At 73.0% G+C, this 12,775-nt stretch carries 13 protein-coding genes; 9 read left to right on the top strand and 4 right to left on the bottom strand.

Annotated elements, in window-relative coordinates; all coding sequences use genetic code 11:
- The 4 genes from rpoD to O2W20_RS19770 all read left to right on the top strand — a co-directional run.
- A partial coding sequence (gene rpoD, locus O2W20_RS19755) for an RNA polymerase sigma factor RpoD (protein WP_269174015.1) occupies nt 1-710 on the top strand: 710 nt, incomplete at its 5' end.
- Nucleotides 711-1,115: 405 nt separating this feature from the next.
- Entirely contained in the window at nt 1,116-1,340 is a 225-nt protein-coding gene (locus tag O2W20_RS19760; RefSeq protein ID WP_231558401.1) for a DUF7455 domain-containing protein, read from the top strand.
- A 467-nt stretch (nt 1,341-1,807) separates the two neighbouring features.
- Nucleotides 1,808-3,910 (top strand): VanW family protein, encoded by a 2,103-nt coding sequence (locus tag O2W20_RS19765; RefSeq protein WP_269174014.1) that lies wholly within the window; start codon nt 1,808-1,810, stop codon nt 3,908-3,910.
- 54 nt (nt 3,911-3,964) lie between these two features.
- The gene (locus O2W20_RS19770) at nt 3,965-5,050 is read left to right on the top strand and encodes a YihY/virulence factor BrkB family protein (RefSeq protein WP_269174013.1); all 1,086 of its coding nucleotides are present in this window, start codon (nt 3,965-3,967) and stop codon (nt 5,048-5,050) included.
- Between the two features lie 31 nt (nt 5,051-5,081).
- Here the strand turns inward: O2W20_RS19770 and O2W20_RS19775 are convergent, their stop codons facing one another.
- Nucleotides 5,082-5,309, bottom strand: a complete 228-nt coding sequence (locus tag O2W20_RS19775; protein ID WP_269160710.1) for a DUF3039 domain-containing protein — start codon at nt 5,307-5,309, stop codon at nt 5,082-5,084.
- Between the two features lie 71 nt (nt 5,310-5,380).
- Between O2W20_RS19775 and O2W20_RS19780 the strand changes: the two genes are divergently transcribed.
- Both O2W20_RS19780 and O2W20_RS19785 read left to right on the top strand, forming a co-directional pair.
- Nucleotides 5,381-6,310 (top strand): pseudouridine-5'-phosphate glycosidase, encoded by a 930-nt coding sequence (locus O2W20_RS19780; RefSeq protein ID WP_269174012.1) that lies wholly within the window; start codon nt 5,381-5,383, stop codon nt 6,308-6,310.
- A gap of 7 nt (nt 6,311-6,317) precedes the next feature.
- Nucleotides 6,318-7,202 (top strand): carbohydrate kinase family protein, encoded by an 885-nt coding sequence (locus O2W20_RS19785; protein WP_269174011.1) that lies wholly within the window; start codon nt 6,318-6,320, stop codon nt 7,200-7,202.
- A gap of 1 nt (nt 7,203) precedes the next feature.
- Here O2W20_RS19785 and O2W20_RS19790 read toward each other — a convergent pair whose 3' ends face one another.
- The 3 genes from O2W20_RS19790 to O2W20_RS19800 all read right to left on the bottom strand — a co-directional run bounded on the left by O2W20_RS19790 (nt 7,204) and on the right by O2W20_RS19800 (nt 9,021).
- Complete coding sequence (locus tag O2W20_RS19790) at nt 7,204-7,539, bottom strand: DUF3099 domain-containing protein (protein WP_269160713.1); 336 nt, start codon at nt 7,537-7,539, stop codon at nt 7,204-7,206.
- 161 nt (nt 7,540-7,700) lie between these two features.
- Nucleotides 7,701-8,357 (bottom strand): HhH-GPD-type base excision DNA repair protein, encoded by a 657-nt coding sequence (locus O2W20_RS19795; RefSeq protein WP_269185523.1) that lies wholly within the window; start codon nt 8,355-8,357, stop codon nt 7,701-7,703.
- A gap of 58 nt (nt 8,358-8,415) precedes the next feature.
- Nucleotides 8,416-9,021: a class I SAM-dependent methyltransferase gene (locus O2W20_RS19800; protein WP_269174009.1), complete on the bottom strand. Its 606-nt coding sequence runs from the start codon at nt 9,019-9,021 to the stop codon at nt 8,416-8,418.
- 62 nt (nt 9,022-9,083) lie between these two features.
- Here O2W20_RS19800 and O2W20_RS19805 point away from each other — a divergent pair, with 62 nt between their 5' ends.
- From O2W20_RS19805 to katG, 3 genes are all read left to right on the top strand, one after another.
- Entirely contained in the window at nt 9,084-9,731 is a 648-nt protein-coding gene (locus O2W20_RS19805) for a TetR/AcrR family transcriptional regulator (protein WP_269174008.1), read from the top strand.
- Between the two features lie 209 nt (nt 9,732-9,940).
- On the top strand, nt 9,941-10,417 hold the full coding sequence (locus O2W20_RS19810; protein ID WP_269174007.1) for a Fur family transcriptional regulator: 477 nt from the start codon (nt 9,941-9,943) through the stop codon (nt 10,415-10,417).
- Nucleotides 10,414-12,675 (top strand): catalase/peroxidase HPI, encoded by a 2,262-nt coding sequence (gene katG / locus O2W20_RS19815; protein WP_269174006.1) that lies wholly within the window; start codon nt 10,414-10,416, stop codon nt 12,673-12,675. Before O2W20_RS19810 ends, katG begins: the two co-directional genes overlap by 4 nt.
- The last annotated feature ends 100 nt before the right edge of the window (nt 12,676-12,775 follow it).

A 12,775-nucleotide genomic window follows, 5' to 3' on the forward strand; every position in this document is an offset into this window, starting at 1 on the left:
ACCACCTGCTGGAGGCCAACCTCCGCCTGGTGGTCTCCCTCGCCAAGCGCTACACCGGTCGCGGCATGGCGTTCCTGGACCTGATCCAGGAGGGCAACCTCGGGCTGATCCGCGCGGTGGAGAAGTTCGACTACACCAAGGGCTTCAAGTTCTCCACCTACGCCACGTGGTGGATCCGGCAGGCGATCACCCGGGCGATGGCCGACCAGGCCCGCACGATCCGCATCCCGGTGCACATGGTCGAGGTCATCAACAAGCTCGGCCGCATGCAGCGGGAGATGCTCCAGGAGCTGGGCCGTGAGCCCACCCCGGAGGAGCTGGCCAAGGAGATGGACATCACCCCGGAGAAGGTGGTGGAGATCCAGCAGTACGCCCGGGAGCCGATCAGCCTGGACCAGACGATCGGTGACGAGGGCGACAGCCAGCTCGGTGACTTCATCGAGGACTCCGAGGCGGTCGTGGCCGTCGACGCGGTCAGCTTCACCCTGATGCAGGACCAGCTGACCAGCGTGCTGCAGACGCTGTCGGAGCGCGAGGCCGGTGTGGTGCGGCTGCGGTTCGGGCTCACCGACGGCCAGCCCCGCACGCTGGACGAGATCGGCCAGGTCTACGGGGTCACCCGCGAGCGGATCCGGCAGATCGAGTCCAAGACGATGTCCAAGCTGCGCCACCCCAGCCGCTCCCAGGTGCTGCGCGACTACCTGGACTGAGCCGCAGGCTCCCGGACGGTGCTGTCGCGGCCGGTGACCCGAGGGGTCACCGGCCGCTGCCGTGTCCGGCGCAGGGAGTGTCCGCACCGCTCCCAACGGGTGACGGGACGGTGTACGGCGGCACGCAACGGGTAGACGGCGTAGCGTGGGCGACGTCAGAACAGCAGCGGACCCACACACCGACAGCCGGTGACAGCACCACCAAGCACGTGTTCCATCCGGACCCAGTTCCGAACCAGTGACGTCCCCTGCTGACCCGCTCCATCCGCACCTCGAGTGTCACGGCCGCATCTCATTCGGCGAGTCCGTGCACAACAGGCGCCGGAACGGGAACACGAGGGGCCATCCTGGCGCTGTGCAGGAGGCCGATCCGCAGCCGCGGGTCCGTGCGGTAGAGAGCGAGTGATGAGCCAGATGACCCAGACGCTGACGACGACCCCGCCCACCGAAGAACTCGTCGTTCCCTTCCACTGCGACCGTTGCGGTGCTCTGGCCAAGGTGCGCGTGGTCCTCCCCAGTGGGAGCGACCTCGTCTTCTGTGGACACCACGCACGTGAGTACGAGGACAAGCTCCGCGACATCGCAGCCGACATCATCGAGACCGACGGCGAGGCGCGCCTCTCCAACTGAGTGGGGCAACTATCGTCGCGCCAGCGATGAAGCCCTCACCCGACGAAGCCGCCGACAGTCCGCACCCGCAGCGCGGGGACGGGGAGTCGGCGGCTTCGTCGTCCTCAGGACCGGATGCCGGTCCCGATCAAGCCGGAGATCGACCGATGCCGCAGGAACCCCGCGGGGTCTCGGACACCGTGCGCCTGCAACCCGACGGCACCGTCGGCAGCAGCCGCCCGGCGCCCCCCGCACCACCGGCCCCGCCCACCGCGGGGCCCGTCGGTGCCGACGCATCGGCCGAGTCCGAGCCGCCGGCACCCGCCGAGGACACGGACGCCCCGCAGCCGGCGGACACCGCGGAGCCGGCGGACGACCCACAGCCCACAGACGCCGCACAGCCCGCAGCCGCCGCACAGCCCGCGGACACCGCGGAGCCGGCGGACGACGCACAGCCCCCGAGCACCCCACCGCCCGGGGACACCCAGGTGATCGGTCCGCCCGTCGAGGGCGACGCCGCCCCGCCGCTCGCTGCACCGGGGCAGCCCCCGGTCACCTCGGCATCCGCACCGTCGGCCGGGACCACCTCACCGGCCGACGCCCCGACGATCTCGGACACCCCGGTGGCCGGGTCCGCGGTCGAGGACACCGCCGTCGTCACCCGGGTCGACTCCCCGCCCCCGGCGCCCGAGACCGGCCAGGACGACGGGGCGCACCCGACGCCGCCGGCCGGGTCCTCGGCCGTCGCCGACCAGGGTGGGCCGGGCGGACCGCCACCGGCGGACCCCTCCTCCGGCGGGGACGGCGACGGCGGCCCCACGTGGCGACGACGTCGGGTGCTGGTCCCGGTGGCCGCGCTCCTCGCGCTGGCCGTGCTCTACGGCGCCGACCTGGCCCTCGCGGGGGGCGACGTGCCCCGCGGGACGGTCGTCGGTGGTGTGGACGTGGGCGGTCTCTCCCCCGCTGCCGCCGCACAGCGGCTGGAGGGCGACCTGGCCCCCAAGGTCGCCGCCGACCACCCGGTGGTGGCCGACGACGTGACCGGCGTGCTGCACCCGGCGACGGCCGGGATCGCCCTGGACGTGCCGGCCACCGTCGACGCCGTCGACGACCAGCCGCTCAACCCGTGGACGCGGCTCACCTCTCTGTTCGGCGACCGCGAGGTCGACGCCGTCCTCACCGGGGACGAGACGGCGCTGGCGGCACAGGTCGACCAGCTGGCCGCCACCGTCGACCGCGCGCCGGTCGACGCCACGATCACCCTCGAGGGCACCGAACCGTCGGTCGTGGAACCGCTCGAGGGCCGCACCCTCGACCGGGCCGGCGCCGCCGAGGCGATCACCGAGACGCTGGCCGCAGGTGGTGCCGTTGACGAGCCCATCGAACTGCCGGTCGAGATGACCGAGGTCCAGGTCCAGGCCGAGGAGGCCGCGCGGGTGCTGGCGGAGACGGTGACCCCGGCGCTCTCGGCGCCGGTCACCGTGGTCGGCCCCGAGGGCCCGGAGTCCGTGGAGATCCCGGTCACCGCGATCGCCGCGTCGCTCACGTTCACCCCGCAGGAGGACGGCACCCTCGCCGTCGGCATCGACCCGGCGGCGCTGCAGGCGGAGGTGGGCGAGGACTTCGGCGTCTTCGGCTCCCCCGCCCAGGACGCCCGGTTCGAGGTCTCCGGGGACACGATCGGCATCGTCCCGTCGGTCGACGGCCAGGGCATCAACCCCGTCGAGCTGGCCGGCCAGTTGCTCCCGGTGCTCTCCGAGCCGGCTCCGCGCACCGTCACCGGCGTCCTCGGCCCGGTGCCGGCGTCCCTCACCACCGAGCAGGCGCAGGCGCTGGGGATCACCGAGAAGGTGAGCTCCTTCACCACCGAGTTCACCAACCAGGCCAGTGGCACGAACATCCGGGTCGTGGCAGCGGAGGTCGACGGTGCCCTCGTCCGACCGGGCGAGACCTTCAGCCTCAACGGCTACACCGGCCCCCGTGGCACGGCGCAGGGCTACGTCCCGGCGGCGGTGATCAGCGGCGGAGAGCTGTCGCAGGCGGTGGGCGGTGGGATCAGCCAGTTCGCGACCACCATGTTCAACTCGGTGTTCTTCGCCGGGTTGGAGGACGTCTACCACAAGCCGCACAGCTTCTACATCAGCCGCTACCCGGCCGGGCGCGAGGCCACGGTCTACGAGGGCCAGATCGACCTCAAGTGGCGCAACGACACCGACACCGGCATCTACGTCCAGACCGAGTGGACCCCCAGCTCGCTGACGGTCACCTTGTGGGGCACGAAGTACTACGACATCGAGTCGATCAGCAGCGCGCGCCGCAACATCCGGGAACCCGCCGTCCAGGAGAAGGTCGACGACGGCAACTGCATCCCGCAGTCGGGGGCGCGCGGCTTCGACATCACCGTCACCCGGGTCTTCCGGGACCTCGCCAGCAAGGCCGAGCTCCGTCGCGAGGACTTCGAGACCCGCTACGCGGCCGAGGCGATCATCACCTGCGTGGCCCCGCCCGAACCGCCCGCCGACCCGGCCGCTGACGCGGCAGCCGTGCCGACCACCCCGCCGAGCACCCCGCCGCCCGCCCCGGCCGGCTGACGGCGGGGCGGACGCCGAGGGATCCGGGTCATCTCGGCCGTGCACACTGGACCCGTGGCCTCCGTCGTCCGTCGCAGCTCACCGGAGCGCGCCGGTGACCTGGCGGGCGATGCCGTCGACCCGGCACCGGCCACCGACCAGCCCACCGAGGAAGAGTCCCGGCCCGCTGCAGAACCACCCCGCCGCGGGCCGGTCAGCCGGCTGCCGACGCCCCTGCGGGTGCCGCTGCAGGTGCTCGGCCGCACGCTGGCCAAGGCCTGGAACGACCGGATCCTGGGGCTGTCGGCGGAGGCGGCCTTCTGGCAGATCCTCTCGGTCCCCCCGCTGCTCATCGGGCTGCTGGGCTCCCTCGGCTACCTCAGCTCGTGGATCGGCACCGCCCCGGTGGCGCAGATCGAGGCCGAACTGCTCAGTGCCTCCACCGAGGCGCTGACCCCTCGGGTGGTGGCCGAGCTGGTCGAGCCGACGCTCAACGACATCCTCGGGTCAGGCCGGCTGGAGGTGGTCAGCCTGGGCTTCGTGATCTCGCTGTGGGCCGGCTCCTCGGCCACGGCGACGTTCCTCAACACCGTCGTCATCGCCTACGACCAGCGGGACGTGCGGGGCCCGATCCGGACCCGGCTGATGGCGCTGTGGCTCTTCGTCATCGGTCTGGTGCTCGCCGTGCTGACCCTGCCGCTGCTGGTGCTGGGGCGGGGCACCCTGGTACAGCTCATGCCCGCCGACTGGCAGGACACCGCCACGCTGCTGGTCAACGCCGTCTACTGGCCGTTGGTGGTCATCGCCCTGGTCCTGGGTCTGACCAGCTTCTACCACGTGATCCTGCCGCGGCGGCTGCCGTGGACCCGGCACCTGCTCGGCGGGTGCTTCGCGGTCGCCTTCTTCATGGGCGCGGCGGTGCTGCTGCGCAGCTACGTGGCCGACATCCTCACCGTGGCCCTGCCCTACGGTGCGCTGGCTGCGCCGATCGCCGCGCTGCTGTTCTGCTTCCTGCTCGGGATGTCCCTGCTCCTGGGCGCCGAGCTGAACGCCACCATCGAGGCGTGGTGGCCGGCTCCGCGCCCCCGGCACGACCAGCGTCGGCAGCGCCGGCGGGCGGCGAAGATCGAGCTCGAGGCGCAGAAGCTCGGCTTGCGGTAGCGGATCGCTCCGCGCCGCACGGGCCCTCTTGCTACTTCTTGAGCTGGTTGTAGACCTCCTTGCAGGCCGGGCAGACCGGGCTGCCGGGCTTGGGGGTCTTGGTCACCGGGAAGACCTCGCCGCACAGCGCCTCGACCATCGTCCCCATGACCGCGCTCTCGGCGATCCTGTTCTTCTTGACGTAGTGGAAGACCTCGTTGGCGTTGCCGGTGTCGGACTCGCGGACGTCCGGGCGCTCGAGGATGTCGGCGCTGCTCATGAGCTGCTCCCTCAGTTCTCGGATTCGGGCCGGGATCCGGCCCGTGACGGGCTGCCCACCATGATGGCAGGGTGCCGACCGCCTCCCCCACCAGTCCGTCCGTCCTCTCCCCCGAGGTGGCCGACGCGCTCGCCGCCGGCCGGCCGGTGGTCGCGCTGGAGAGCACGCTGCTCGCGCACGGCCTGCCCCGCCCGGAGAACCGGGCGGCGGCCGACCAGGTCGAGGACGCCGTTCGCGCCGGTGGCGCCGTCCCGGCCACCATCGCCGTGCTGGACGGCGTGCCCCACGTCGGGCTGACCGCGGCCGAGGTGGACCGGGTGTGCGCCGACCCGGAGCTCGCCAAGCTCGGCGTCCGCGACCTGCCGGTCGCGCTGGCGCTGGGGCACAGCGGCGCCACCACGGTCTCCAGCACCGCCCTGCTCGCCGCCCGGGCCGGGATCGGCGTCTTCGCCACCGGCGGGCTCGGCGGGGTGCACCGGCACGCCACGGACACCTTCGACGAGTCCGCGGACCTGGTGGCACTGGCCCGCACCTCGCTGGTCGTGGTCTGCGCCGGGGTCAAGTCGATCCTCGACGTCCCGGCGACGCTGGAGCGGCTGGAGTCCCTGTCGGTGACCGTCGTCGGGTGGCGCACGAACCGGTTCCCCGGCTTCTACGTCGCCGACTCCGGCTCCCCGGTCGACTGGTCGGTGGCCTCCGCCGCCGAGGCGGCCCGGGTGTTCGCCGCCCGCCGCGGGCTCGTGCCCGGCGCGGTGGTGGTGGCCAACCCGCTCCCGGTCGACGAGCAGCTGGACACCGAGCTGCACGACCGGGTGATCGCCGAGGCGCTGGCCGCGGCGGACGCCGCCGGGGCGCGCGGCAAGGACGTCACCCCCTTCGTCCTGGGGCACCTCCACGCGGCCAGCGGCGGTGCGAGCCTGGCGGTCAACGTGCGGCTGGTGCTGCGCAACGCCGAACTGGCCGGGCAGATCGCGGCCGAGCTCGCCGCGCTCCCCCGCTGACCCCGCCGTGACGGCTCCCCCGGTCGTCGTCGTGGGCGACGTCTGCACCGACGTCGTCGTCCTGCTGGCCGGTGCACCGGCGCCCGGATCGGACCGGCCGGCGTCGATCGTCACGCGGGGCGGCGGTGCCGGGGCCAACGTGGCCGCACACCTGGCAGCGCTCGGCACGCCGGTGCTGTTCGCCGGCTGCGTGGGCACCGACGTCGCCGGGGAGTCGCTGTGCCGGGAGCTGGCGGCCGCGGGCGTGGACCTCGCGGTACGTGCGGTGGACGCGGCGTCGACCGGGACGATCATCAGCCTGGTCGAGCCGGGCGGAGAGCGGAGCATGCTGGCCGATCGCGGCGCCAACCTGGCGCTGCGGCCCGCCGACGTGCCCGCCCCTGCACCGGGCGGGCACCTGCACCTGTCGGGGTACACGCTGCTGGACGCCGCTCCGCGCGCCGCCGGGCTGGCGGCGCTGGCGGCGGCGCAGCTCGCCGGCTGCACGACCTCGGTCGACCCGGCCTCGACCGGTCCGCTGACCGGCTACGGGGTCGATCGGTGGCTCAGCGACACCGCGACGGTGACGCTGTTGCTGCCCAACGCCGCGGAGGCCCGCCTGCTGACCGGGTGCGCGGATCCAGAGGCGGCCGCGCGGGAGCTGGCGGCCCGGTACCCGGTGGTGGTCGTCAGCCTGGGGGCCGACGGTGCGCTGTGGGCGGCCGGCGAGCTGCTGGTGCACCGGCCGGCGCACGCGGTGACGGTCGTGGACACCACGGGCGCCGGTGACGCCCTCACCGCCGGGGTGCTCGCGGCGTGGACCGCCGCGAGCGGAGCTCCCGACCCGGCAGCCGCCCTGGAGGCCGGCCTGGCCTGGGCCGCCACCGTGGTGGGACGACCCGGCGCCCGCTGACTCACATGTCGATGACGCGGGCCTTGCTGCTGCCGGACTCCAGGATCCGATCGGGTGCCGGCGGCCGGTAGCGGTTCATGTCGATCTTCTTGCGCGGCGGCCGGTCGTTGGCCATGACCACGGCCACCCACGGCAGCACCGTGCCGAGGACGGCGAAGACCGCCATCAGCCAGATGGAGTAGGTGTACGTCATCGCGGCGAGGACGAGGCTGATGCCACGGATGGCCATCGTGATCGCGTAGCGCTTCTTGCGAGCGGCGTGCTGGTCGACCTGGCTGGGCTCGGCCTCGGTGATGAGGACCGGCTCGTTGCGGCTGCTGGACTGGCTGGAGGCCACGGACGCCCTTCCCTGGACCGGCCGGGGGAAGGGCGGCGGTGGTCGGCTGGATCGCGCGTCTGGGTGTTTCGACCGGCCCCCGGAGCCCCCGGCTCCTGCGACCCATGGTGCCACTCGATCGTGCGCGATGCAGCGGTCCGGCGAGCCGTCCGTGCGGCGCCTCAGTCGCTGCTGGCCTTCGCGCCGCGGGCCTCCTTCGCGGCTTGCTTGGCGGCCTGTTTGACGCTGCGCACCTCGGCCAGCGACGCCGGGTCGGTGATGTCGGCGACCGACCGGCGCGACCCCTCCTGGCCGTAGTCGCCGGCGGCCTCCCGCCAGCCCGGCGGGGTGACGCCGCACTGCTTGCCCAGCAGTGCCAGGAAGATCGCTGCCTTCTGGGCGCCGAACCCGGGCAGCTCCCGCAGCCGGCGGAGCAGGGTGGCGCCGTCCGGGACGTCGGCCCACAGGGCGTCGGCCCGGCCGTCGTACCGCTCGACCAGCGCCCGGGCGAGCTCCTGGGTGCGGCCGGCCATCGACCCGGGATAGCGGTGCACCGCCGGCGGGCCGGCAAAGTGCCGCTGCAGCACCTCGGGATCGCACTCGGCGAGCTGCACCGCCGACAGGGTCTGCACGCCCATCCGGTCGGCCAGCAGCCGCGGCCCGGCGAAGGCCCGCTCCATCGGGAACTGCTGGTCCAGCAGCATCCCGATCAGCAGGGCGAGCGGGTCGCGGCTGAGCAGCTCGTCGGCGGCGTCGTCCTGGGCGATGCGAAGCGTCGGCACACCGGAGATGGTGCCGTAGGACGGTCCCGTCGCGACCACCCGCGGCCTCAGCTGCACGGCGCTCCTCGCTGCCGTCGACGACTCGGGGCGCGAGCAGCGCGGCCGGCGCGCCTCGTCAGGTCCGCCGCAGGCGGTACCAGTGCGGCGCGGTGCGCTTGAGCGGGCCGGGCATCCCGGTCACGTCGGCGGGCTCCTCGTCCGTGAGGGTCCAGCCGGGAAAGGCCGTCTCGACGTCGCCCCGGCCGGCACCGCGTGGCAGGAGCGGGCGCCGTCCGGGCCGGAAGGCCAGCAGCAGCAGCGTCGCGTCGCGGGTGGCGACTGCGGTGACCCCCTCCCCCATCGCCGTCCGCTGGCCGTCCGTCAAGCCGTGGAAGCACCCGACGTCGAGGAAGAAGGCGACCTCGCCCACCTCGTCCAGGCGGAGGTCGGTGACGTCGCCCTCGAGGAACCTGACGTCCAGCCCGTCCTCCGCAGCCCTGGCCCGAGCCTGCCGCACCGCGGCGCCCACCGCATCGATGCCGGTCACCCGCCATCCCCGCTGGGCGAGCTGGAGGGAGTGGGCCCCGGTCCCGCAGCCGAGGTCCAGCGCCGGCCCGTACGGCGGGGTCCGCTCCGCCTCCTCGCGGTGCACCAGCGCGGTGAACTGAGCTGCGGCGCCCCGTCCCGCGCGTTCCCAGGGGGTGATGCCGAGGCGGTAGGCGAGGGCGTATCCGGTGCTCATGCGGCACCTCTCATCATTTCGGTCCTAGGTGCACTAGGACGAATACAGGTAGCGTGCTCGCCATGCCGCAGCCTGTCAACCGGCGCTCCTACAGCTCTCCGCTGCGGGCCGAGCGGGCGAGGGGGACACGTCGCCGGGTGATCGGGGCGGCCGTCGAGCTCCTCCTCGCCCGGGGCTACGCCGGCACGACCCTGGCCGCGGTGGCCACCGCGGCCGAGGTGTCCGTCGACACGGTCTTCCACCTGTTCGGCAGCAAGCGCGGGCTGCTGCAGGCGGCGATGGACACCGTGATCGGTGGTGACGACACCGACGTCCCCCTGCTGGAGCGGCCTGATCCACAGACGATGCGGGCCGAGACCGATCCACGTCGGCAGATCGCGCTGTTCGCCCACGGCATCCTGGGCCAGCTCGAACGGATCGCCCCGGTCGACGCCATGCTGCGCAGCGCTGCTGCCGTCGACGACGACGTCGCCGCGCTGCGGGCGGACCTGCACCAGCGCCAGCGGCGACAGGCCATGACGACCGTCGCAGGCTGGATCGCGTCGAACAGCCCCTTGCGGGACGCGATGCCGGTCGAGGAGGCAGCCGCCGTCCTGTGGACGCTCACCAGCCCCGAGCTGCACCACATGTTCCGGGTCGACTGCGGCTGGCCACCGGACCGGTACGAACGCTGGCTGCGCACCACCCTGGAGGACGGCCTCCTGCCCTGAGGACCCGGCCGCGGGAACCATCGGTCCCCCGCCCGCGCCGACGCCGCGGCTTCGGGTTGATCGGGCTGGCCAAGCTGGAGCTGACCAACCGGACGCAGGCCGGGATCCTCGCCCACGAGGCCGGCCTGCTCCAGACGTGACCCCCTGACCGCGACACCCCGGTACGGCGTTTCTTGACTAGTTCAAGGAAGGCAGGCCAGGATCACCTCGTGCCCGACGCCGCCTCGCTCGAACGAGAACTGCGCGCCGTCGGTCTCCGGGTCACCCGCCCGCGTCTGGCGGTCCTGGACGCCGTGCACGCCCACCCGCACCTGGACACCGATGCCCTCATCGACGCCGCGCGCACCCGCCTGGACGCGGTCTCCCACCAGGCGGTCTACGACGTCCTGCGGGTGCTCACCGACCGCGGCCTCGTCCGGCGCATCCAGCCGCAGGGATCGGTCGCCCGCTACGAGGCGCGCGTCGACGACAACCACCACCACCTGGTCTGCCGGTCCTGCGGCGCCATCAGCGACGTCGACTGCGCCACCGGCGCGGCGCCGTGCCTGACGCCGTCCGGTGACGCCCCGACCGGCTTCGTCGTCGACGAGGCCGAGGTCATCTACTGGGGCCGGTGCCTCTCCTGCGCCACCGCACCGGCCATTCCGTCCACCACCGAACGTCCCGCAGAGAGAGGCACTCCATGACCGAGTACGACAAGTCCCAGGTCAGCACGGCCGACCACGACAAGACCGAGGTCGCCAAGGCGCAGTCGGAGAGCACCAGCGAGAGCGAGAACCCGGCGATTAAGGCGCCGGAGCCGGCCACCAACGGTCGCCCCCGCACCACCCGCGACTGGTGGCCCAACCAGGTCGACGTCCAGGTGCTGAACAAGACCTCCAAGGACTCCGACCCGCTCGGCGCGGACTTCGACTACAAGGCCGCCGTGGCCACGCTCGACGTCGAGGCGGTCAAGCGCGACGTCGTCGAGGTCATGCGCACCTCGCAGGACTGGTGGCCGGCGGACTGGGGCCACTACGGCCCGCTGTTCATCCGGATGTCCTGGCACGCCGCGGGCACCTACCGCATCGCCGACGGCCGCGGTGGCGGTGGCGAGGGCGGGCAGCGCTTCGCGCCGCTGAACAGCTGGCCGGACAACGCCAACCTGGACAAGGCCCGCCGGCTGCTGCTGCCGGTCAAGCAGAAGTACGGCCGCACGCTCTCCTGGGCCGACCTGCTCGTGCTCGCCGGCAACGTCGCGCACGACGACATGGGGCTGAAGACCTTCGGCTTCGCCTTCGGCCGCGCCGACAACTGGCAGCCCGGCGAGGTCTTCTGGGGCCCGGAGGACACCTGGCTCGGCGACGAGCGCTACGCCGACGACGCCCCGCTGGACCTGGACGACGGCCACCTCGCCGCCGTCACCATGGGCCTGATCTACGTCAACCCGGAGGGCCCGCAGGGCAAGCCCGACCCGCTGGCCTCGGCCCACGACATCCGCGTCACCTTCAGCCGGATGGGCATGAACGACGAGGAGACCGTCGCGCTGATCGCCGGCGGCCACACCTTCGGCAAGACGCACGGCGCGGGCAACCCCGAGCTGGTCGGCCCCGAGCCCGAGGGCTGCCCGGTGCACGGCAACGGCATCGGCTGGGTCAGCCAGTACGGCACCGGCAAGGGCGCCGACACGATCACCAGCGGCCTCGAGGGCGCGTGGACGCCGACGCCGACGACGTGGGACAACACCTACTTCGAGATGCTGTTCAGCTACGACTGGGAGCTCACCGAGAGCCCGGCCGGCGCGAAGCAGTGGAAGCCGAAGAACCCCGAGGCGCAGGAGCTCGTCCCCGACGCGCACATCGAGGGCAAGAAGAACGCCCCGATGATGGCGACCACCGACCTCGCCCTCATGGCCGACCCCGGCTTCCGGGAGATCTCCGAGCGGTTCTACAACGACCCGGAGTACTTCGCCGACGCCTACGCCCGGGCGTGGTTCAAGCTGCTGCACCGCGACATGGGCCCGAAGAGCCGCTACGTCGGCCCGGACGTGCCGGCCGAGGAGCTCATCTGGCAGGACCCGGTCCCGGCCGTCGACCACGAGCTCGTGGGCGAGACCGAGATCGCCGACCTCAAGGCCCGCCTGCTCGACTCGGGGCTGACCGTGTCGCAGCTGGTGCACACCTCCTGGTCGGCGGCGGCGTCCTACCGCGGCACCGACAAGCGCGGTGGGGCCAACGGTGCGCGGCTCCGCCTGGAGCCGCAGGTCAACTGGGCGGCCAACCAGGGCGTCACCGACGTGCTGCCGGTGCTGGAGCAGGTGAAGAGCGACTTCGAGTCGCAGACCGGCAAGAAGGTCTCGCTGGCCGACCTGATCGTCCTCGGTGGCACCGCGGCGGTGGAGAAGGCCGCGGCCGACGCCGGCGTGCAGCTCACCGTGCCGTTCTCCCCCGGCCGCACCGACGCCAGCCAGGAGCAGACCGACGTCGAGAACTTCCGCTGGCTCGAGCCGCGCGCCGACGGCTTCCGCAACTACCTCCAGCCGGGCAGCAAGCTGGAGCCGGAGACGCTGCTGATCGACCGCGCCTACATGCTCGAGCTGACGGCGCGGGAGATGGTAGTGCTCCTCGGTGGCCTGCGGGTGCTCGGGGCCAACACCGGCGGCGTGCAGCACGGCGTGTTCACCGACCGACCGGGCGTCCTGTCCCAGGACTTCTTCCGCAACCTGCTGGACCTGGGCGTCCAGTGGCGCACCTCGGTGGCCGACGAGGACGTCTACGAGGGCCTGGACGCCGACGGGAACGTCGTCCGCACGGCGACCGCGGTCGACCTGGTGCTCAACTCCAACTCCATCCTGCGCGGCATCGTCGAGGTCTACTCGGGCGACGACATGCAGGAGGCGTTCGCCCAGGACTTCGCCGCTGCCTGGGTGAAGGTCATGGAGCTCGACCGCTACGACCTGCGGTAGCCGTCCCCACCCGGACGCCCCGGTCCGCCTCGTGCGGGCCGGGGCGTCCGCGCAGGTGCGGGGGCCGATCTCGGTCGGCTCGGCCCCGCGAGCCACGGAC

It is taken from the genome of Modestobacter sp. VKM Ac-2982 (genome assembly GCF_026967935.1).
Taxonomy (GTDB): Bacteria; Actinomycetota; Actinomycetes; order Mycobacteriales; family Geodermatophilaceae; genus Modestobacter.

Bases quoted from the DNA above. Each gene is read 5' to 3' on its own strand.
- katG (WP_269174006.1), top strand. From the start codon at position 10,414: ATGACCGAGTACGACAAGTCCCAGGTCAGCACGGCCGACCACGACAAG.
- O2W20_RS19775 (WP_269160710.1), bottom strand. From the start codon at position 5,309: ATGAGCAGCGCCGACATCCTCGAGCGCCCGGACGTCCGCGAGTCCGAC.
- O2W20_RS19760 (WP_231558401.1), top strand. From the start codon at position 1,116: ATGAGCCAGATGACCCAGACGCTGACGACGACCCCGCCCACCGAAGAA.
- O2W20_RS19800 (WP_269174009.1), bottom strand. From the start codon at position 9,021: ATGAGCACCGGATACGCCCTCGCCTACCGCCTCGGCATCACCCCCTGG.
- O2W20_RS19805 (WP_269174008.1), top strand. From the start codon at position 9,084: ATGCCGCAGCCTGTCAACCGGCGCTCCTACAGCTCTCCGCTGCGGGCC.